General features: G+C 77.1%; 2 protein-coding genes and 1 pseudogene. All 3 read left to right on the top strand.

The features are described from left to right. Positions 1 to 20: 20 nt before the first annotated feature. Positions 21 to 16,298 carry a type I polyketide synthase gene (locus DMP15_RS17710; protein ID WP_337826192.1) on the top strand — a complete coding sequence of 5,426 codons (16,278 nt, stop codon included), beginning with the start codon at positions 21 to 23 and terminating at the stop codon, positions 16,296 to 16,298. 37 nt (positions 16,299 to 16,335) lie between these two features. Beyond that, a pseudogene (locus DMP15_RS17705) lies at positions 16,336 to 22,431 on the top strand (type I polyketide synthase); the annotation flags it as partial. Further along, complete coding sequence (locus DMP15_RS17700; protein ID WP_073575132.1) at positions 22,428 to 23,633, top strand: cytochrome P450; 1,206 nt, start codon at positions 22,428 to 22,430, stop codon at positions 23,631 to 23,633. The pseudogene DMP15_RS17705 and the gene DMP15_RS17700, both read left to right, overlap by 4 nt. Positions 23,634 to 23,647: the final 14 nt, after the last annotated feature.

The following is a 23,647-nucleotide window of genomic DNA, read 5'->3' as shown; positions in this document are numbered from 1 at the left end:
CGCGAGTGAGGGAACAGACGATGAACGAGAAGCACGCGTCCGGCACCGCCGGTGGCAACGACGTCGTCACCGCGCTGCGCGCCGCGGTGAAGGAGACCGACCGGCTGCGCCGGCAGAACCGGATGCTCCAGGCCGCGGCCACCGAGCCGATCGCCGTCGTCGGCATGGGCTGCCGGTTCCCGGGCGGCGTCGACTCGCCCGAGGCGCTCTGGGACATGGTCGCCGCCGGCACCGACGTGATCTCCGGGTTCCCCACCGACCGTGGCTGGGACCTCGACGCGCTGCACGCCGGCGGCACCGACGCCCGCGACACCGAGATCAGCATGCAGGGCGGGTTCCTCGACGGGGTCGCCGACTTCGACCCCGGCTTCTTCGGGATCTCGCCGCGCGAGGCCGTCACCATGGACCCGCAGCAGCGGCTGCTGCTGACCACCGCCTGGGAGGCGATCGAGCGCGCCGGTATCGACGCGGCCGGGCTGCGCGGCAGCCGCACCGGCGCGTTCATCGGCACCAACGGGCAGGACTACGCCTACCTGGTGGTCCGCTCGCTCGACGACGCGACCGGCGACGTCGGCACCGGGATCGCCGCCAGCGCCGTGTCCGGGCGGCTGTCCTACACCCTCGGGCTCGAGGGCCCCGCGCTCACCGTCGACACCGCCTGCTCGTCGTCGCTGGTCGCGCTGCACCTCGCCGTGGCCTCGCTGCGCAATGGCGAGAGCTCCCTGGCCCTGGCCGGCGGCGTCAACGTCATGTCGACGCCCGGGTCGCTGGTCGAGTTCAGCCGCCAGGGTGGGCTGGCCCGCGACGGGCGCTGCAAGGCCTTCGCCGAGGGCGCCGACGGCACCGGCTGGTCCGAGGGCGCCGGGATCCTGGTGCTGGAGCGGCTGTCCGACGCCCGCCGTCTCGGGCACCCGGTGCTCGCGGTCGTCCGCGGGTCCGCGGTCAACCAGGACGGCGCGTCAAACGGGTTCACCGCGCCGAACGGGCCGTCCCAGCAGCGTGTCATCCGGGCCGCGCTCGCCAACGCCGAGCTGTCGGCCGGCGACGTCGACGCCGTGGAGGCGCACGGCACCGGCACACCGCTCGGCGACCCGATCGAGGCGCAGAGCATCCTCGCCACCTACGGGCGGGACCGCGAGCGGCCGCTCGCGCTCGGCTCGGTCAAGTCGAACATGGGACACACCCAGGCCGCCTCCGGTGTCGCCGGGGTCATGAAGATGATCATGGCGATGCAGCACGGGGAGCTGCCCAGGACACTGCACGTGGACCGCCCCTCGACCCACGTCGACTGGTCCGCGGGCGCGGTCGAGCTGCTCACGCAGGCGCGCCCGTGGCCGGCCGTGGAGCGGCCGCGGCGCAGCGGTGTGTCCTCCTTCGGGGTCAGCGGCACCAACGCCCACGTGATCGTCGAGCAGGCGCCTGCCCCGGCCGAGCCCGCCGCCGAGCCCGCCGCCCGCCTCCCGCAGGCGCTGGCCTGGACGGTCTCGGCCCGCACCCCCGCCGCCCTGCGCGACCAGGTCGCCGCGCTGCTCGCCCACGTCGAGCGCGACCACGCCCCGACCGCGCTGGACACCGGGTACTCCCTCGCCACCACCCGCGCCGTGCAGGAACACCGGCTCGCCGTCGTCACCGGACCGGACGGACGGGCCGGGCGCGAGGCGCTCGCCGGCTGGCTGGAGCACGGGAGCGCGCCGGGCGTCGCCCTCGGCCACGTCACCGGACGTCCCCGGCTCGCCGCGCTGTTCTCCGGGCAGGGCGCCCAGCGGCTCGGCATGGGCCGCGAGCTGTACGAGCGGCACCCGGTGTTCGCCGACGCGTTCGACGAGGTCCTCACGCTGCTCGGGGACGACCTGCGGGACGTCGTGTGGGGCACCGACGCCGCCGCGCTCGACGAGACCGGGGCGACCCAGCCCGCACTGTTCGCCGTCGAGGTCGCGCTGTACCGGCTCGTCGAGTCCTGGGGCGTGACCCCGGACCTCGTCGCCGGCCACTCGATCGGCGAGATCGCCGCCGCCCACGTGGCGGGCGTGTTCTCCCTCGACGACGCCTGCCGGCTGGTCACCGCGCGCGCCTCGCTGATGCAGGCGCTGCCCCGCGGTGGCGCCATGGTCGCCGTGGAGGCGACCGAGGACGAGGTCACCCCGCTGCTCACCGACGGTGTCGCGATCGCGGCGGTGAACGGGCCGTCGTCGGTCGTCGTGTCCGGCGAGGAGGACGCCACCCTCGCCGTCGCCGCCCGGCTCGCCGAGCAGGGCCGGCGCACCAGCAGGCTGCGGGTGTCGCACGCGTTCCACTCGCCGCTGATGGACCCCATGCTGGCCGAGTTCGCGGCCGTCGCCGAGGGCCTGTCCTACGCCGAGCCCCGGATCCCGCTGGTCTCCACCCTGACCGGGGCACCCGCCACGGCGGAGCTGTGCGATCCCGGGTACTGGGTGCGCCACGTCCGTGAGGCCGTGCGGTTCGCCGACGGCGTCGGTGCACTCACCGACGCCGGCGCCCGGGTGTTCCTGGAGATCGGCCCGGCCGGGGTGCTCACCGCGCTGGCCGCGCAGTCCGCGCCCGACGCCACCGCCGTCGCGCTGCAGCGCACCGACCGCGGTGAGGAGGAGGCGACCGTCGCCGCGCTCGGTGCGCTGCACGTCGCCGGCACCGCCGTCGACTGGGAGGCCGTCCACGCCGGCACCGGCGCCCGGCGCACCGACCTGCCCACCTACGCCTTCCAGTACGAGCGGTACTGGCCGAAGGCGGTGCAGCGCCCGGGCGACGCCGTCGGGCTCGGGCTGGCCCCCGCCGACCACCCGCTGCTCGGCGCCGCGATGTCCGTGGCCGGGTCCGACGAGCTGCTGCTCACCGGCACCCTGTCGCTGACCACCCACCCGTGGCTCGCCGACCACGTCGTCGGCGGCATGGTCTTCTTCCCCGGCACCGGCTTCCTCGAGCTCGCCGTCCGCGCCGCCGACCAGGCCGGTTGCGACCGCGTCGAGGAGCTCATGCTCGCCGCGCCGCTGGTGCTGCCCGCCACCGGCGCGGTCCAGATGCAGATCGCCGTCGGCGCGGCCGACCCCGACGGCACCCGCGACGTCAGCGTGTACGCCCGTCCCGCGCAGGACCCCGACGCCGACTGGACCCGGCACGCCACCGGCCGGGTCGCCGCCGGCGAGCAGGTCGCGGAGTTCGACGCCCGCACCTGGCCGCCCGCCGGGGCCGAGCCCGTCGACATCGACGGCCTCTACGACCGCTACGCCGGCAACGGGCTGCAGTACGGCCCGGTCTTCCGCGGCCTGCAGGCGGTGTGGCGCCGTGGCGACGAGGTCCTCGCCGAGGTCGCGCTGCCTCCGGCCGGGGCCGAGGACGCGGGCGACTTCGGCCTGCACCCCGCCCTGTTCGACGCCGTCCTGCACAGCACGGTGTTCGCCTCCGCGGACGGGGACAACCGCAGCCTGCTGCCGTTCGCCTGGAACGGGGTGTCCCTGCACGCCGGCGGCGCGACCGCGCTGCGGGTGCGCGTCACCTCCGCGGGGCCCGACGCCGTCCGGATCAGCGCGGCCGACCCGCAGGGCAACCCGGTGATCTCGGTGGACTCGCTGACCCTGCGCGCCGCCGGGCCGGACGCGGCGGGCCCGGACCGCCGGGACCCGGGATCGCTGTTCCGGATGGACTGGGTGCCGCAGATCCTCACCCCCCGGCACACCCCGGCGACCTGGGCGGTCCTCGACGGCGCGGGAGCCGGCGATGTCGCCGCGGCACTGTCCGCCGAGCCCGCCGCCGTGTCGACCGTGCGGACGGTCACCGGTCTCGCGGACCTCCACGACGCCGACCCGCCCGACCTGGTCGCCGTCGCGCTGACCGCCCCCGGCTCCGGCGACACCGGCCCCGCCGCCGCGCACACCCTGACCCGCGAGGTCCTCGCACTGCTCCAGCAGTGGCTCGCCGACGACCGGCTCGCCCGGACCCGCCTCGTCGTACTCACCCGCGGCGCCGTCGCCGACGGCTCCGGATCGCCGCTCGACCTCGCCACCGCACCCGTGTGGGGCCTGCTGCGCTCCGCGCAGTCGGAGAACCCCGGCCGGCTGCTGGTCGCCGACCTCGACGACACCCCGGCGTCGCTCGCCGCGGTCGCGCAGCTGCCCGCCCTGTTCGACGCCGACGAGCCGCAGGCGATCGTCCGGGACGGCGCCGTGCGGGTCGGGCGGCTCGCCACGCTGGAGTCCGGCGCCGCGCTCGTCCCGCCGGCCGGGACCCCCTGGCGGCTCGGCTGCCGCGCCAAGGGCAGCCTCGACGGCCTCGAGCTGGCGCCGCACCCGGACGTCCTCGCCCCCCTGCGCGGGCACGAGGTCCGCGTCGGGATCCGCGCCGCGGGGCTGAACTTCCGCGACGTCCTCAACGCGCTCGGGATGTACCCCGGCGACGCGGGGCTGTTCGGCTCCGAGGCCGCCGGCGTCGTCACCGGGGTCGGGCCCGAGGTCACCACGCTCGCCCCCGGCGACCGCGTCACCGGCATGCTGTTCGGCGGGTTCGGCCCGCACGGCGTCACCGACGAGCGGCTGCTCACCACCGTGCCCGACGGCTGGGACTGGGAGACCGCCGCGTCGGTCCCACTGGTGTTCCTCACCGCCTACCACGCCCTGGTCGACCTGGCCGACCTGCAGCCCGGTGAGAAGGTGCTGATCCACGCCGGAGCGGGCGGCGTCGGCATGGCCGCGGTGCAGATCGCGCACCACCTCGGGGCCGAGGTGTACGCGACGGCGTCGGAGCCCAAGCAGGATGTCCTGCGCGGGCTGGGCGTCGCACCGGACCACATCGCCTCCTCGCGGACCCTGGAGTTCGCCGGGACCTTCGCCGGGGCCGGGATCGACGTGGTCCTCAACGCCCTGTCCGGGGAGTTCGTCGACGCCTCGATGGGCCTGCTGGGCGACGGTGGCCGGTTCCTGGAGATGGGCAAGACCGACATCCGCGACCCCGCGGACCTGCCCGACGCGATCACCTACCGGTTCTTCGACCTCGGCGCCGTCGACCCGCACCGCATCCAGCAGATGCTGGTCGCGCTGGCCGGGCTGTTCGCCGACGGCGCGCTGTCCCCGCTGCCCGTGCGCAGCTGGGACGTGCGCCACGCCGTCGAGGCGTTCCGGTTCATGAGCTCCGCCCGCCACGTCGGCAAGCTCGTGCTCACCGTCCCGCCGCCGCTCGACCCGCAGGGCACCGTGCTGATCACCGGCGGCACCGGCGGGCTCGCCGCCGCGCTGGCGCGCCACCTCGTCGCCACCCACGGCGTGGCGCACCTGCTGCTCGCCGGCCGCCGCGGGCCCGACGCCCCCGGCGCGACCGCGCTGCGGGAGGAGCTGACCGCGGCCGGTGCGCAGGTCACCGTCGCCGCCTGCGACGTCGCCGACCGCGACGCGCTGGCCGCCCTGCTCGACGGCGTCGACCCGGCGCACCCGCTCACCGCCGTCGTGCACACCGCGGGCGTCCTCGACGACGGCACCGTCACCTCCCTGACCCCCGCCGCCGTCGACGCCGTGCTGGCCCCGAAGGTCGACGCCGCCTGGCACCTGCACGACCTCACCCGCGACCACGAGCTCGCCGCGTTCGTCCTCTACTCCTCCACCGCCGGGGTGATGGGCGGACCCGGCCAGGGCAACTACGCCGCGGGCAACACCTTCCTCGACGCACTCGCCGCGCACCGCCACGCACTGGGGCTGCCCGCCACCTCGTTGGCCTGGGGCGCCTGGGAGCAGGGCGCCGGGATGACCGGTGGCCTGTCCGACCACGACGTCGCCCGGGTCGGGTCCGGCGGCATGCCGCTGCTGAGTGTGGAGCGCGGGCTCGCCCTCTACGACGCCGCGACCCTCGCCGCGGAGCCCCTCGTCGTCCCGCTCGGCCTGACCGGCGGCGGGACCCCGCCGACCGCAGGCGGCGTCCCCGCCGTGCTGCGCGGCCTGGTCCGCTCCGGCGGCCGCCGCCGCGCCGGCACCGCGGGCGTCGCCCGGGCCGGGCTGGCCGAGCGCCTCGCCGGGCTCCCCGCCGACGGCCGGGGCGCGTTCCTCGTCGAGCTGGTCCGTACCGAGGCCGCGACCGTGCTCGGCCTCGGCTCCGGGGACGGCGTCGACGCCCGTCACGAGTTCCGGCGGATCGGGTTCGACTCGCTCACCGCGATCGAGCTGCGCAACCGGCTGGGCAGCGCGTCCGGGCTGACCCTGCCCGCGACGCTGATCTTCGACTACCCGACCCCGGAGCGGCTGGCCGCCTACCTGCTCGAGGAGCTCGCGGGCGAGGACACCGGCCCCGTCGGCGACGGCCCCGTGGTCGCCCGCGCCGACGCCGACGACCCGGTCGTGGTCGTCGGGATCGGCTGCCGGTTCCCCGGCGGCGTGGGCTCCCCGGAGCAGCTGTGGGACCTCGTCGCGAACGGCACCGACGCGATCACCGGCTTCCCACCGGACCGCGAGTGGGACCGGCACCCGCCGCTGGGTGGCGGTGAGCCCGCCGACCTCACCGGCCAGGGCGGGTTCCTCGACGACATCGCGGGCTTCGACGCGGAGTTCTTCGGTATCGCCCCGCGTGAGGCGCTGGCCATGGACCCCCAGCAGCGGATCCTGCTGGAGGTCGCGTGGGAGGCCGCCGAGCGCGCCGGGATCGACCCGCACACGCTGCGCGGCAGCCGTACCGGGGTGTTCATGGGGGTGTCCGGTCAGGACTACTCCGGCCTGGTGATGCGCTCCGCCGACGACATCGCGAGCCACGCGACCACCGGCCTCGCCGTCAGCGTCGTGTCCGGGCGGCTCGCCTACGTCCTCGGCCTGGAGGGCCCCGCGCTCTCGGTCGACACCGCCTGCTCCTCGTCGCTGGTGTCCCTGCACCTCGCCGCGGCCGCACTGCGGTCGGGCGAGTGCGACATGGCACTCGCCGGCGGCGTCACCGTGATGACGACCCCCGCGAACTTCACCGGCTTCTCCCGGATGGGCGGGCTGGCGGGCGACGGGCGCTGCAAGGCGTTCTCCGACTCCGCCGACGGCACGGGCTGGTCCGAGGGTGCGGCTGTGCTCACCCTCGAACGGCTCTCCGCCGCGCGCCGCCACGGGCACCGGGTACTCGCCGTGGTCCGCGGGTCCGCGGTGAACCAGGACGGTGCCTCGAACGGGCTCACCGCTCCGAACGGGCCCGCCCAGCAGCGGGTCATCCGCCAGGCGCTGGCCGACGCCGGGCTGGAGCCCGGTGACGTCGACGCCGTCGAGGCGCACGGCACCGGCACCCCGCTGGGCGACCCGATCGAGGCCCAGGCCGTGCTCGCCACCTACGGCCGGGAGCGGGACCCGCAGCGGCCGTTGCTGCTGGGGTCGGTGAAGTCGAACATCGGGCACACCCAGTCCGCGGCGGGCGCCGCGGGACTCATCAAGATGATCATGTCGATGGCGCACGGGGAGCTGCCGCGGACCCTGCACGTCACCGAGCCGTCCTCGCACGTGGACTGGTCCGACGGCACCGTCGCCCTGGTCACCGAGCGGACCCCGTGGCCGGAGACCGGACACGCCCGCCGCGTCGGGGTGTCGTCGTTCGGGATCAGCGGCACGAACGCCCACGTGGTGCTCGAACAGCCGCCCGCCACGCAGCCGGCACCTCCGGACGCCGCCACCCCGGATGCCGCCGCCCCGGACGCCGCCGGCCCGGATGCCGCCGCCCCGGAGGTCGTCGCCTGGCCGGTGTCCGCCCGGACCGAGGCCGCCCTCGACGCCCAGCTCGACCGCCTGCGCACCGCCGTTCCCGGCCTGACCCCGACCGCCGTCGCGCGCACCCTCGCCACCGGACGGGCCCTGTTCGAGCACCGCGCCGTGCTGCTCGCCGGGCCCGGCGGGACCACCGAGGCCGCCCGCGGCGCCGCCGCCACCCGCGGCACCGCGTTCCTGTTCTCCGGACAGGGCGCCCAGCGCCTGGGCATGGGCCGGGAGCTGCACGCCCGGTTCCCGGTGTTCGCCGACGCGTTCGACGAGGCCGTCGCCCTGCTCGACGCCGAGCTGGGCGGCACGCTGCGCGACGTCGTGTGGGGCGAGGACCCGGAAGCCCTGGACCGCACCCGGCACACCCAGCCGGCGCTGTTCGCCCTCGAGGTGGCCCTGTACCGGCTCGTCACCTCCTGGGGGATCCGGCCCGGTCGGCTCGCGGGCCACTCGATCGGTGAGATCGCCGCCGCGCACGTCGCCGGGGTGTTCTCCCTCGCCGACGCGTGCCGCCTGGTCGCCGCCCGCGCCCGCCTGATGGACGCACTGCCCGCGGGCGGCGCGATGACCGCCGTCGAGGCCGGCGAGGACGAGGTGACCCCGCTGCTCACCGACGGCGTCGCGATCGCGGCGGTGAACGGGCCCGCGGCCGTCGTCGTGTCCGGGGCGGCCGCCGAGGTCGACGCCGTCGCCGCCGAGCTGGCCGCCCGCGGCAGGCGCACCACCGCGCTGCGGGTCAGCCACGCCTTCCACTCGCCGCTGATGGACCCGGTCCTCGACGAGTTCCGTGCCGTCGTCCGGGACCTCGGCTACGAGCTGCCCGCGATCCCGGTCGTGTCGCTGCTCGCCGGGGCGGGATCGCCGCACGACCTGGCCACCCCGGAGCACTGGGTGCGCCACGTCCGGGAGACGGTCCGCTTCGCCGACGGCCTGGCGACCCTGACCGCGGGCGGGGCCACCGCGTTCCTGGAGATCGGTCCGGACGGCGTGCTGTCCGCGCCGGCCCGCGCCGTGCTCCCCGCGGTCGGCGACGACGCCGCCGTCGTCACCCCGGCCCTGCGCGCCGGGCACGGCGAACCGGCCGCGCTGCTCACCGCGCTCGCCCGCCTGCACGTGGCCGGGGTCGACGTCGACTGGGCGGCCGGGCTCGGCGGCGCCGCTGCCGGCCCCGGCGCCGACCTGCCCACCTACGCCTTCCAGCACGAACGGTTCTGGCCGCGGCTCGCCGCGGGCCCGGCCACCGGCACCGGCGAGGACACCGAGTTCTGGGCGGCCGTCGAGCGGGAGGACCTCGGCCTGCTGGCCGCCCACCTCGACGTCGACGGCGAGCGGCTCGGCGCCGTGCTGCCCGCACTCGCGGCCTGGCGCAGCCGCCGGCGCAGCGACGCATCGCTCGACCGGCTCCGTTACCGCGAGTCCTGGCGCCCGCTGACGCTGCCCACGGCCGTGGAACCGGGCCGCCACCTCGTGCTCGTCCCGGCCGTCGCGGCCGGGGACCCCTGGGTCGGCGAGGTCGTGGACGCCCTCGGACCGGACACCGTCCGGGTCGACCTCGACGGCACCGGCACCGACCGGGCCGGCCTCGCCGCGGTGCTCACCGGGCACGCCGACGCCGGGCTCACCGGGATCGTGTCCCTGCTGGCCCTCGACGAGACCCCGTGCGGGTCCGCCCCGCAGGACGCCGCATCCGGTGCGGACGCGGTGCCCGGTGTGGACGCGGTGCCCGCCGGGCTCGCCGCGACCGCGGCACTCGCCGCGGCGCTCGCCGACACCGGCGTCACCACCCGCGTGCACGCCGTGACCCGCGGCGCCGTGGCACCGGCGGGCGACGGCCCCGCCGCCCCCGTGCAGGCCGCGGTCTGGGGGCTCGGACGGGTCGCCGCGCTCGAGCTGCCCCGCCGGTGGGGTGGTCTGGTCGACCTGCCCGCCGAGCTCGACGCCGCCACCCTGCGCAGGCTGCCCGCGGTGCTGGCGGGCGAGGAGGACCAGGTCGCGCTGCGCGCCACCGGTGCCCACGGCCGCCGGATGACCCCGGCGCCGACCCGCCCCGCGGACGGCCCCGACACCGCGGACACCCCCGCCTGGACCCCGTCCGGCACGGTGCTGATCACCGGGGGCACCGGTGCGCTGGGCGGCCACGTCGCGCGGCGGCTGGCCGCCGACGGCGCGGAGCACCTGGTGCTGCTGGGCCGACGTGGTCCGGACGCGCCGGGCGTGGACGCCTTGCGTGCCGAACTGGAGGCCTCCGGCGCCGCGGTCACGGTGCTCGCCTGCGACGCGGCCGACCGCGCACAGCTGCAGGCGGCGCTGGCCGCGATCCCGGCCGATCGGCCGCTGACCGGCGTCGTGCACGCCGCCGGCGTCCTCGACGACGGCGTCCTCACCGGCCTGACCACCGACCGTCTCGCCGGGGTGTTCCACGCCAAGGTCACCCCCGCGCTCCTGCTCGACGAACTGACCCGCGACCTCGACCTCGACGCGTTCGTCCTGTTCTCCTCGGTGGCCGGCAGCGTCGGCAACCCCGGCCAGGCCGGCTACGCGGCCGCGAACGCCGCCCTCGACGCGCTCGCGGCGCGCCGGGTTGCCGACGGCCGACCGGCCACCGCTGTGGCCTGGGGCGCGTGGGCGGGTGCCGGCATGGCCGCCGCGCACACCGGCACCGGCACCGTCCCGGACGGGCAGCTGGACCCCGACCTCGCCGTGCGGGCGCTGGTCCGCGCGGTCGCCGAGCCGGCCCCGACCCTGGTGGTCGCCGACCTCACCCACCCGCGCCTGCTGGAGGCGCTGCTCTCGGTGCGCCCCAGCCCACTGCTCGCCGACCTGCCCGCGGCACGGGACATCGCCCGGGCCGCGCAGGAGACCCGCCGCCGCCGCGACGACGTCGCCGGCGGGTTGGGTGCCCGGCTGGCCGCGGCCGGACCGGAGGAGCGCCGGGCCGTCCTGCTCGACCTGGTGCGCGACACCGCCGCCGGGGTACTGGGACACACCGGCCCGCAGGCGATCCGCCCCGGGAAACCGTTCGGCGACCTGGGCTTCGACTCGCTCACCGCGGTGGAGCTCAGCAACGCGCTGTCCGCCGCGACCGGGCTGTCCCTGCCCGCGAGCCTGGTCTTCGACCACCCCACCCCCCGGGTGCTGGCCGCACACCTGGTCACCGAGCTCACCGGTGACACCGGCGGCGCGGACGGCGCCGGGCCCGTCGAGCACACCGCGGTCGACGGCGACGACCCGGTCGTCGTCGTCGCCACGGCCTGCCGGTTCCCCGGCGGCGTCAGCACGCCCGAGGAGTTCTGGCAGCTGCTCGCCGACGGCGGCGACGGCATCACCGGCTTCCCCACCGACCGCGGCTGGGACCTCGACGTCCTCGCCGGTGACGGGCAGGGCCGCAGCGCCACCCGGGAGGGCGGCTTCCTGCACGACGCCGCCGGGTTCGACCCCGCCTTCTTCGACATCTCGCCCCGCGAGGCCGTCGCCATGGACCCGCAGCAGCGGCTGCTGCTGGAGACCACCTGGGAGGCGTTCGAACGCACCGGGACCGACCCGGCCCGGCTGCGCGGCAGCCGCACCGGCGTGTTCGTCGGCACCAACGGGCAGGACTACGCGAACCTGCTGCTGCGCTCCCCGGACGACGTCGAGGGCCACGCCGGCACCGGCCTCGCCGCGAGCGTCATCTCCGGCCGGCTCGCCTACGCGTTCGGACTGGAGGGGCCCGCGGTCACCGTCGACACCGCGTGCTCGTCGTCGCTGGTCGCGGTGCACTGGGCGGCCCAGGCGCTGCGCGCGGGGGAGTGCGACGCCGCGCTCGCCGGTGGCGTCACCGTCATGTCGACCTCCACCAGCTTCGCCGGGTTCACCCGGCAGGGCGGCCTCGCCCCCGACGGGCGGTGCAAGGCGTTCTCCGATGACGCCGACGGCACCGGCTGGTCCGAGGGCGTCGGCGTGCTGGTGCTGGAGCGGCAGTCGACCGCCCTCGCCCGCGGGCACGACATCCTCGCCGTCGTCCGCGGCTCGGCGGTCAACTCCGACGGCGCCTCGAACGGCCTCACCGCGCCCAACGGGCCGTCCCAGCAGCGGGTCATCCGTCAGGCGCTCGCCTCCGGCGGGCTGACCCCGGCCGACGTCGACGCCGTCGAGGCGCACGGCACCGGCACCGTGCTCGGCGACCCGATCGAGGCCCAGGCGCTGCTCGCCGCCTACGGCCGGGACCGGGAGCACCCGCTGCTGCTCGGCTCGGTGAAGTCCAACATCGGCCACACCCAGGCCGCGGCCGGCGCCGCCGGACTGATCAAGATGATCCTCGCGCTGCAGCACGGCACGCTGCCGCGCACGCTCCACGTCACCGACCCGTCGAGCCGGGTCGACTGGACCGCCGGTGCGGTCGAGCTGGTCACCGAGCAGGTGCCGTGGCCGGAGACGGGCCGTGCCCGCCGGGCCGGGGTCTCGTCGTTCGGGATCAGCGGCACCAACGCCCACGTCGTGCTGGAGCAGGCCCCGCAGCTGCCGGAGCCCACGCGGGCACCGGCGCCCGTGGTCACCCCGTGGGTGGTCTCCGCCCGGTCGGCGGCCGCGCTCGACGCCCAGCTCGACCGGCTCCGCGCCGCGACCGGCGGTCCGGACCTCACCACCGCCGCCGAGGTCGGACACGCGCTGGCCGTCGGCCGGTCGCTGTTCGAGCACCGTGCCGTGCTGCTCGCCGACGCCGACGGCGTCACCGAGGTCGCCCGCGGCGAGGCGGCCGAACGGTCCACCGCGTTCCTGTTCTCCGGGCAGGGTGCCCAGCGCCTCGGCATGGGCCGCGCGCTGCACGCCCGCCACCCGGTGTTCGCCGACGCGCTGGACACGACGCTGGCCCACCTGGACCCGACGGTGCGCGCCGTGCTGTGGGGCGAGGACCCCACCGCGCTCGACGACACCGGTGTCACCCAGCCCGCGCTGTTCGCGGTCGAGGTCGCGCTGTTCCGGCTGCTGGAGTCGTGGGGCGTGACCTCGGACGCCGTCGCCGGGCACTCGGTCGGTGAGGTCGCCGCCGCGCACGTGGCCGGGGTGTTCACCCTCGACGAGGCCTGCACGCTCGTCACCGCCAGGGCCCGTCTGATGGCGGCGCTGCCGGTCGGCGGCGCGATGGTCGCCGTCGAGGCGGACCCCGGCGACGTCACACCACTGCTGACCGGCGGCGTGGCCGTCGCCGCGGTGAACGGCCCGTCCGCGGTGGTCCTCTCCGGGCCCACGGACGAGGTCTCCGCCGTCGCGGACGCGCTCGCCGCCCGCGGCTGCCGCACGCGGGCGCTGCGGGTCAGCCACGCCTTCCACTCGCCGCTGATGGAGCCGATGCTCGACGGGTTCCGTGACGTCGTCGCCGGTCTGAACCCCGTCGAGCCGCGGATCCCCGTGGTCTCGACGGTGACCGGCGCCGCGGCCACCACCGAGCTGTGCGACCCGCAGCACTGGGTGCGGGGCGTGCGCGACACCGTGCGCTTCGCCGACGCGGTGCGGACACTGACCGGGAGCGGGATCACCGCGTTCCTCGAGATCGGCCCGGACGCGGTGCTGTCCGCGCCGACCCGCGCGTGCGTCGAGGACACCGCGGTGGTCGTCCCGGCCCTGCGCGGCCCGGACACCGAGGAGCGCGCGCTGCTCACCGCGCTGGGCAGGCTGCACGTCGCCGGGACCGGGGTGGACTGGACGGCGGTCCTCGCCGGGACCGCGGCCGGCCGGGTGGCGCTCCCGACCTACCCCTTCCAGCGGGAGCGGTTCTGGCCCACGGTCGCCGCCACGGCCCCCGCCGACGCGGGCGGCCTCGGCCTGCGCGCCGGCGGACACCCGCTGCTCGGCGCCGCGACCACCGTCGCCGGGTCCGGCGAGATCCTGCTGACCGGCCGTCTCACGCCCACCCTCGTGGACCCGGCCGCCGGCGACCTGCCCGCGCTGCCCGCGGCGGTGCTCGCCGAGCTCGCCGTCCGCGCGGGCGACGAGGCCGGCGTGACGACCGTCGAGGAGCTGACGATCACCGCCCCCCTGGGCAGCGGGACGGCGCAGCTGCTGCAGGTCCGCGTCGGGGAACCGGACGACGACGGCCGCCGCACGCTGGCCGTGCACGCCCGCGCCGCCGACGACCCGGACGGCCCGTGGACCCGGCACGCCGGCGGCACGCTGTCCGCGGCCGCCGCGCCGGTGCCCGAGCCGGAGCCCGTGTGGCCCCCGCAGGGCGCCGAGGCGCTGACCGGGCTGCCCGACACCGTCGGACCGGTGCGGGTCCGCGGGGGGTGGCGGCACGACGGTGACCTGCTCGCCGAGCTCGAGCTCACCGAGCAGCCCGCCGGTTACACCCTGCACCCGGCGCTGCTCGACGTCGCCGTCCGGTTCGGCGCCGCCACCGACGTCGCCGACCTCACCGCGCTGCGGGGCCTCACCCTGCACGCCTCGGACGCCACCGTGCTGCGGGTCCGCCTCACCGACCGCGGCGACGGCACCCGGGCACTCGCCGCCTGGGACGCGCAGGGCGCACCGGTCCTGACCGCCGGTGAGCTGACCCTGGCCGAGCCCACCGCCGCGGACGGCCCGGCCGCGTCCACCGACGCGGTCCTGCTCACCCTCGACTGGACCGCCGCGCCCGCGGTGGACCGGGCGGGCACGGCCGGGTGGGGGATCCTCGGTGACGCGCCCGCCGAGCTCGACGCCGCCCTGGCCGCGTCCGGCCCGACCCCGCCGGTCCGCGCCGGCTCGGTCGGCGCGCTCCTCGACTCCGGCGACCCGCTGCCCCCGGTCGTCCTCGCGCCGATCACCGGGGCGCCGATCACCGGGGCGCCGATCACCGGGGCGCCGATCACCGGGGCGCCGGGAGCCGGGACACCGGACATGGGGGGCGCGGACCTCCCCGGCCGGACCCGCGCCACCACCGGTGCCGTGCTGGAGCTGCTGCAGCGCTGGTCCGGTGACTCCCGCACGGCGGGCTCCCGGCTCGTCGTCGTCACCCGGGGTGCGGTCGCCACCGGACCGGCCGAGGACGTCCACGACCTCGGCGCCGCCCCGGTGTGGGGGCTCGTACGCTCCGCCCAGTCGGAGGTCCCGGGCAGCATGCTGCTGCTCGACCTCGACCCGGCCGACCCCGGCGCCGGTCTCGACGCCGCACTGGCGGCACTGCCCGGCCTGGCCGCGGCCGGGGAGACCCAGGCCGCCGTGCGCGGCGGCGCCCTCACCGTCGCCCGGCTGACCCGGGCCACCCCGGACGCACCCGCACCGGCGGCGGCGTGGGCCCCGGACGGCACCGTCCTGGTCACCGGCGGCACCGGAGGCCTGGGCGCCCTGCTCGCCCGGCACCTGGTCACCACACGCGGTGTGCGGCACCTGCTGCTCGCCGGCCGTCGGGGCCCGGACGCGCCCGGCGCGGCGCAGCTGCGTGCCGAGCTCGCCGCGCTCGGAGCCGAGGTCACCCTCGCGGCCTGCGACGTCGCCGACCCGGCGGCGGTCGCGGAGCTGGTCGGCGCCGTGCCGGCCGCCCACCCGCTGACCGCGGTGGTGCACACCGCAGGGGTACTCGACGACGCCACCGTCGGCTCGCTGGACGCCGCCCGGATGGACCGGGTACTGCGGCCGAAGGCCGACGCGGCGTGGCACCTGCACGAGGCCACCCGGGACCTGCCGCTGGCCGCGTTCGTCCTGTACTCCTCGGTCGCCGGGATCACCGGCGGCCCCGGCCAGGGCAACTACGCGGCCGCCAACACCCTGCTCGACGCGCTCGCCGCGCATCGCGCGGCACACGGCCTGCCCGGGCTCTCGCTGGCCTGGGGGCCGTGGTCGGCCGACGCCGGCATGACCGGCACCCTCGACGCCGCCGAACGGGAGCGGCACGAACGGTCCGGGATGCCGCCGCTGCAGCCCGCGCAGGGCCTCGCCCTGTTCGACACCGCCCTGGCCCGGGGCGACCGGTTCGCCGTCGCCGCCCGGTTCGCCGCCGGGGCCGGGACCGCCGTCGACGACGTCCCGGCCGTGCTCCGCGCCCTGGTGCGCAGCAGGCGCCGGACCGCGGCCGCCACCGAGGGCGCGGGCGGTCTGCTCCGCAGGCTCGCCGGGATGGAGCCCGGCGCCCGGCACGCCGAGCTGCTGGCGCTCGTCCGCGCCGAGACCGCGGCGGTGCTCGGGCACACCGGTGCCGAGGCGGTCCCCGCCGACCGGCACTTCAGCCGGCTCGGGTTCGACTCGCTCACCGGTCTGGAGCTGCGGATGCGGCTGGCGGCCGCCACCGGGTCCAGGCTCCCGGCAACGCTGGTGTTCGACCACCCCACCCCGGCCGAGGTGGCCCGCCACCTCGACGAGGAGGTGCTCGGCTCGGCGGACCGGGGGGCGTCCTCCCCGCTGGCCGAGCTGGACCGGCTGGAGGCCGCGCTGTCCCCCGACGGTGCCGACGCCGAGACCCGTAGCGGGGTCGCCCGCCGGCTGCGCCGACTGCTGGAGCAGTGGGACGGGGCCCGCACCGACGGCGCCGACCCCGACGGCCGCACCGCCGTCGACGAACGCCTCGAATCGGCGAGCACCGAGCAGGTCCTCGCCTTCATCGACAACGAACTCGGCCGGTCGTCGGCGCGCTGACCCCGGACCCCCACGAACGAGAGAGGCGGACAGGACCATGCCCGACGAACAGAAGCTCGTCGACTACCTGAAGTGGGTCACGGCCGATCTGCACGACACCCGGCGACGACTGGCCGAGGCGGAGGCAGCCCGGCACGAGCCGGTCGCGATCGTCGGGATGGCCTGCCGGTTCCCCGGCGGGGTGCGCTCCCCGGAAGACCTGTGGGAGCTGCTCACCGCCGGCCGCGACGGCATCGGCCCGTTCCCCGACGACCGCGGCTGGGACCTCGACGCGCTGGCCGGCGACGGTCCCGCGGCGAGCGCCACCCAGCGGGGCGGGTTCCTGCCCGGCGCCGCCGAGTTCGACCCCGCGTTCTTCGACATCTCCCCGCGCGAGGCGCTCGCGATGGACCCGCAGCAGCGGCTGCTGCTGGAGACCGCGTGGGAGGCGTTCGAACGGTCCGGGATCGACCCCGCGGGGCTGCGCGGCAGCCGCACCGGGGTCTTCGTCGGCACCAACGGCCAGGACTACACCCACCTCGTCCTCGCCTCCGCCGACGACATGGGCGGCTACGCCGGCAACGGCCTCGCCGCCAGCGTGCTGTCCGGCCGGGTGTCGTTCGCCCTCGGGCTGCAGGGCCCCGCCGTCACCCTGGACACGGCGTGCTCGTCGGCGCTGGTGGGGCTGCACCTCGCCGCCCAGGCCGTGCGCAGCGGCGAGTGCGGTCTGGCGCTCGCCGGTGGCGTGACCGTGATGACCACCCCGGCGAACTTCTCCGGGTTCAGCCTGCACGGCGGCCTCGCCCCGGACGGACGCTGCAAGGCCTTCGCCGACGGCGCCGACGGCACCGGCTGGTCCGAGGGGATCGGCCTGCTCGTGGTCGAGAAGCTCGCCGACGCCCGCGCGCACGGGCACCCGGTGCTCGCCGTGCTCCGCGGCTCCGCGGTGAACTCCGACGGCGCGTCGAACGGGCTCAGCGCCCCGAACGGGCCGGCCCAGCAGCGGGTGATCCGCCAGGCGCTGGCCAGCGGCGGGCTGTCCCCGGCCGACGTCGACGCCGTCGAGGCGCACGGCACCGGCACCGCGCTCGGCGACCCGATCGAGGCCCAGGCCCTGCTCGCCACCTACGGCGCCGACCGTGACCCCGACCGGCCGCTGCTGCTCGGCTCGGTGAAGTCCAACCTCGGCCACACCCAGGCCGCCGCCGGTGCCGCCGGGGTGATCCGGACCGTGCTGGCGCTGCAGCACGCGACGCTGCCCCGCACCCTGCACGTCGACGCGCCGTCGAGCCACGTCGACTGGTCCGCGGGGGCGGTCCGGCTGCTCACCGGGCAGACCGCGTGGCCGGACACCGGGCGTGCGCGGCGTGCAGGGGTGTCGTCGTTCGGGATCAGCGGCACCAACGCCCACGTCGTGCTGGAACAGGCTCCCACCGACCCGGCGGAGCCCACGGGGTCCACGGTCCCCACCGGGCCCGCGGTGCGCCCGCAGGCCGTCGCCTGGCCGGTCTCGGCGCGCTCCGCCACGGCACTGGACGCCCAGCTGGAACGGGTCCGCGCCCTCGCGGCGGCGCCCGTCCCGGCCGACGTCGGCCAGGCGCTGGCCACCACCCGCACCCCGTTCGCGCACCGCGCGCTGCTCGTCCACACCGGCGACGGGCTCACCGAGGCCGCCCGCGACGTCGTCCCCACCGGTGACCGCGGCGGGCTCGCCGTCCTGTTCTCCGGGCAGGGCTCGCAGCGGCTCGGCGCAGGCTGCGAGCTGCACGCCCGGTTCGCGGTGTTCGCGGCGGCGTTCGACGAGACCGTCGCCCTGCTCGACGCCCGGCTCGGTGCGTCGCTGCGCGAGGTCGTCTGGGGCAGCGACCGGGCCGCGCTCGACGACACCCGGTTCACCCAGCCCGCGTTGTTCGCGACCGAGGTCGCGCTCCACCGGCTCGTCGAGTCCTGGGGGGTGCGCCCCGGCCACGTCGGGGGCCACTCGGTCGGCGAGATCACCGCCGCACACGTCGCCGGGATCCTGTCCCTCGACGACGCCTGCACCCTCGTCGCCGCCCGCGCCCGGCTCATGGCCGACCTGCCCGCGGGCGGGGCGATGGTCGCGCTGCAGGCCCGCGAGGACGAGGTCGCCCCGCTGCTGGGCGACGACGTCGCGATCGCCGCCGTCAACGGTCCCGACGCGGTCGTGGTCTCGGGCGACGCCGACGCCGTCGCCGCCGTCGCGGCCCGGTTCGAGGACCGGGGCCGGCGCATCCGCACCCTGTCCGTCAGCCACGCCTTCCACTCGCCGCTGATCGACCCGATGCTCGCCGAGTTCGCCCGGGTCGTCGACGGCCTCACCTTCGCCGAGCCACGGATCCCCGTCGTCTCGAACCTGACCGGCGAGGTGTCCGGCGAGCTCACCGACCCCGGCTACTGGGTGCGGCACGCCCGCGGCGCCGTCCGCTTCGGCGACGGGGTCGCGGCCCTGGCCGGCCTGGGCGTGCGGACCTTCCTCGAGCTCGGCCCGGACGCCGTGCTGTCCGCGCTGGTCGCCGAGAACGCCCCCGGCGCCGTCGCCGTCCCCGCACTGCGGCGCGGCGCGGGGGAGGAGGCCACCCTGCTCGTCGCGGCCGGTGCGCTGTGGACCCGCGGGACCGACGTCGACTGGGCGGCCGTCGCCGAGGGGACCACCACCCCGGGCGCCGCCCCGGTCACGCTGCCCACCTACGCCTTCGACCGCGAGCGGTACTGGCCGACGCTGCGTGCCGCCACCGGCGATGCCGCCGGGCTCGGCCTGACCGCGGCCGGGCACCCGCTGCTCGGCGCCGCCGTCGTCCTCGCCGACGCCGACCGCACCGTCCTCACCGGACGGCTCTCCCCCCGTACCCAGCCGTGGCTCGGGCCGGAACGGACCGACGGCCGCGTCGACGTGCCCGGCGCGGTGTTCGCCGAGCTCGCGATCCGCGCCGGCGACCAGGTCGGTGCCCCCCACATCGCCGAGCTCGACCTCCTCGCGCCGCTGGCCGTCGGTCGCGACGGCGCCGTCCTGCAGGTCGGCGTCGGCGCCCCCGGTGACCGCGGCCGCCGGGACCTCACCGTGCACGCCCGGTCCTCCGACGACGCTCCGTGGACCCTGCACGCCCGCGGCGTCCTCGCGCACGAGGCCGACCGGGTCGGCACGACCGACCCGGGGGAGTGGCCACCCCGCGACGCCCGCGCGGTGCCGGCCCGGGACACCGGGCCGGACCAGGTGTGGGTGCGGGACGGGGAGGTCCTCGCCGAGGTCACCCTGCCCACCGGTGCCGCCGCCGACGGCTACGGCCTGCACCCGGCGCTGCTGGGCGCCGCGCTGGCCACCGCATCCGCGCTCGACGGTGGCCCGACCGCCACCGCGGACCCCGGGGCGGGCCCGGCGCGCATCGAGGGCCTGACCCTGCACGCCACCGGTGCCACCACGCTGCGCGTGCGGCTCACCGGGACCGGCACCGGCACGTTCGGCCTCGTCGCCACCGACCCCACCGGGGCACCGGTGCTCACCGCCGACGCCGTGCACACCGGCACGGGCGACACGCAGGCACCCGCCGCGACCGGGCAGGGCGGGCTGTTCGGCCTGCACTGGACACCGGTCGAGCTCGGTGACCGCGCCGCGGGTACCCGCTGGGCCGTCGTCGGCGACGACGAGCTCGACCTCGGCTACGCGATGCACCGCGCCGACGAGACCGTCAGCGCCTACGCCGAGTCCCTGGGCGGCGCCGTCGGCGACACCGGTCTCGCCCCCGACGTCTTCCTCATCCCCGTCGTCGGCGACCCCGACGGCGGTGCGGCCGCCGTGCACACCCTCACCACCCGGGTGCTGGGCCTGCTGCAGGAGTGGCTCGCCGAGCCGCGCCTCGCCGACGCGCGCCTGGTCGTCGTCACCCGGGGGGCGGTCGCCGCCGACGGCGAGACCGTCACCGACCCGGCGGCCGCCGCCGTCTGGGGTCTGGTGCGTGCCGCGCAGACCGAGAACCCGGGCCGGATCCGGCTGGTCGACCTCGACGACACGTTCCGCTCGGCCGGGGTCCTGCCGCACCTGCTGCTGCTCGACGAGCAGCAGCTGCTGGTCCGCGAGCACGAGGTCCGCGCCGCCCGCCTGGCCCGGCTGCCGGAGATCGCGCCGGACACCGTGCCGGACACCGCGCGTACGGCGGCGGACTGGGACCCCGACGGCACCGTCCTGGTCACCGGCGGCACCGGCGGGCTCGGCGCGCTGCTCGCCCGGCACCTCGTCACGACCGGCCGCACCCGGAACCTGCTGCTGGCCAGCCGCCGCGGCCCGGACGCCCCCGGTGCCGCCGAGCTGTGCGAGGAGCTGACCGAGCTCGGCGCCGCCGTCGCCGTCACCGCGTGCGACGCCGGGGACCCCGACGCCGTCGCCGCGCTGGTCGGCTCCGTCCCGGCCGGGCACCCGCTGACCGCGGTCGTGCACACCGCCGGCGTCCTCGACGACGGCCTGACCGGCTCGCTCACCCCGGAGCGCCTCGCCGGGGTGCTGCGCCCCAAGCTCGACGCGGCGTGGCACCTGCACGCCGCGACCCGCGAGCTGCCGCTGGCCGGTTTCGTCCTGTACTCGTCGGTGTCGGGGATCCTCGGCAGCGCCGGGCAGGCCAACTACGCCGCCGCCAACGCCGGACTCGACGGCCTCGCCGGGTACCGGGCCGGGCTCGGCCTGCCCGCGGTGTCGCTGGGCTGGGGCCCGTGGGGCCGCGGGAGCGGCATGACCGAGCAGGTCACCGACGCCGACCTCGACCGGATGGCCCGCGGCGGCCTGCCCGCCCTCGACGCCGCCGACGGCCTCGCCCTGTTCGACGCCGCACTCGCCCGCCCGGAACCGGTCGTCGTCCCGACCCGGATCAACGTCGCCGGTCTCGCCGTGCAGCAGGCGCTGCCCGCGCTGTGGCGCGACCTGGTGCCCCGCACCCGCCGCACCGCCGCCGTCGCCGGCTCCTCGCCGGTCACGGTGCGCGAACGGCTGCACCGCCTCGACGCCGCCGGCCGGGAGGCACTGCTCGTCGAGCTCGTCACCGGCTACACGGCCGGACTGCTCGGGCACGAGGACGCGGCGGCGGTCGACCCGGAGCGCGGCTTCCTCGAGCTGGGCTTCGACTCGCTCGTCGCGGTCGGGCTGCGCAACCAGCTCGGCGAGGTCCTCGGGCTGCGGCTGGCCGGGTCGATCGTCTTCGACAGCACCACCCCGGTGAAGCTCGCCCGCCGGCTGCACGAGCTCGTCGAGCAGGCCCCGGCCCCCGGCGCCTCGCCCGCCGTCGTCGCCGGGCGGCCCGCACAGCCCGGCGAGGAGACCCTCGTCGGCCTGTTCCACGCCGCCGTCCGCGGCGGCAAGCTGGTCGAGGCGATGCGGATGCTCAAGGCCGCGGCGAACACCCGACCGATGTTCGAGTCCCCGGCCGAGCTGGAGGAGCTGTCCGAGCCGGTCACGCTCGCCGAGGGGCCCGCCGCCCCCCGGCTGATCTTCGTCAGCGCCCCCGGCGCCACCGGCGGGGTGCACCAGTACGCCCGCATCGCCGCGCACTTCCGCGGCAGCCGGCACGTGTCCGCGCTGCCGCTGATGGGCTTCGCACCCGGCGAGCTGCTGCCTGCCACCAGCGAGGCCGCGGCCCGGATCGTCGCCGAGAGCGTGCTGCTCGCCAGTGACGGCGAGCCGTTCGTGATGGTCGGGCACTCCACCGGCGGGTCGCTGGCCTACCTGGCCGCAGGGGTGCTGGAGGAGACCTGGGGGGTGCGGCCCGAGGCGGTGGTGCTGCTCGACACCGCCTCGATCCGGTGGGACGCGGCCGAGGGCAACGACCTGGACCGCACGACCCGGTTCTACCTGGCCGACATCGACTCGCCGTCGGTCACCCTCAACAGCGCGCGGATGTCGGCGATGGCGCACTGGTTCATGACGATGACCGAGATCGACTCGCCGCCGACGACGGCGCCGACGCTGCTGGTGCGCGCCGCGCGCGACGTCGAGGGCTTCATCCTGGACACCTCCGCCGTGCCCGCCGACACCGTGGTCGACATCGACGCCGACCACCTGTCGCTGGCCATGGAGCACTCCGCGCTCACCGCCGACGCGATCGAGACCTGGCTCGCCGAGCTGCCCACCCCGACGACGGAGGACGCGTCATGACCAGCCCGACGACCTGCCCGGTCACCGGCGGCGGGCCCCCGCCGTCCCTGGAGGGCCAGACCCCGCCGGTGCTGCGGCTGAGCCCGCTGCTGCGGGAGCTGCAGCAGCAGGCACCCGTGTGCCGGGTCCGGACCCCCACCGGCGACGAGGCCTGGCTGGTCACCCGCTACGCCGAGCTGAAAGCACTGCTGCACGACGAGCGCCTCGGCCGCGCGCACGCCGATCCGGCGAACGCGCCGCGGTACGTGCGCAACCCGTTCCTGGACCTGCTGGTCGTCGACGACGCCCAGCAGGCCCGGGACCTGCACACCGAGATGCGGCGCCTGCTCACCCCGCAGTTCTCCGCGCGCCGGGTGCTGGGCCTGGCGCCCACGGTGTCCGCGGTCGCCGAGCAGGTGCTCGACGGGTTCGTCGCCGCGGGCAACCCCGGCGACCTGCACGGCGGGTTCTCCATGCCGTACTCGCTGACGGTGCTGTGCGAACTCATCGGGATCCCGCCGCAGGACCGACCCGAGCTGGTGCGGACCATCATGACGATGGGTGAGGTCGACGACGCCGAGCGCGTCGCCACGGTCCAGGCCGAGCTGTTCGGGCTGCTGTCCGCCGTCGCCCGGCGCAAGCGGGCCGAGCCCACCGACGACGTCGTGTCCCGGCTGTGCGCGCAGGTGCCCGACGAGCGGATCGGCCCGATCGCCGCCGGTCTGCTGTTCGCCGGGCTCGACAGCGTCGCCAGCCACGTCGACCTGGGCGTACTGCTGTTCGCGACCCACCCCGACCAGCTGGCGGCCGCGCTCGCCGACGAGCGCACCATGCGCGAGGGCGTCGAGGAGATCCTGCGCTGCGCCAAGGCGGGCGGATCGGTGCTGCCCCGCTATGCCACCGACGACGTCGAGATCGGTGGCGTCACCCTGCGCACCGGCGACCTGGTGCTGCTGGACTTCACCCTGGTCAACTTCGACACCCAGGTGTTCGACGAGCCGGAGGTGTTCGACATCCGCCGGGAGTCGAACCCGCACCTGACCTTCGGACACGGCATGTGGCACTGCATCGGCGCACCGCTGGCCCGGATGGCGCTGCGGACCGCCTTCACCCGGCTGTTCACCCGGCTGCCGGACCTGCGCCCGGCCCGTCCGGTGCAGGAGATGCGCCGCGGCTCCGAGGGACTGTCCGGTGGTCTGACGGAGCTGCCCGTCACCTGGTGACGGCCGGGGCACAC

It is taken from the genome of Pseudonocardia sp. UM4_GMWB1, assembly GCF_017312155.1.
Classification (GTDB): domain Bacteria; phylum Actinomycetota; class Actinomycetes; order Mycobacteriales; family Pseudonocardiaceae; genus Pseudonocardia; species Pseudonocardia alni.
This window is presented reverse-complemented; position numbering and strand designations above follow the sequence as displayed.

What these genes read in the sequence shown, in the direction of transcription:
- DMP15_RS17710 (WP_337826192.1), top strand. Translation starts at nt 21, where the DNA reads ATGAACGAGAAGCACGCGTCCGGCACCGCCGGTGGCAACGACGTCGTC.
- DMP15_RS17700 (WP_073575132.1), top strand. Translation starts at nt 22,428, where the DNA reads ATGACCAGCCCGACGACCTGCCCGGTCACCGGCGGCGGGCCCCCGCCG.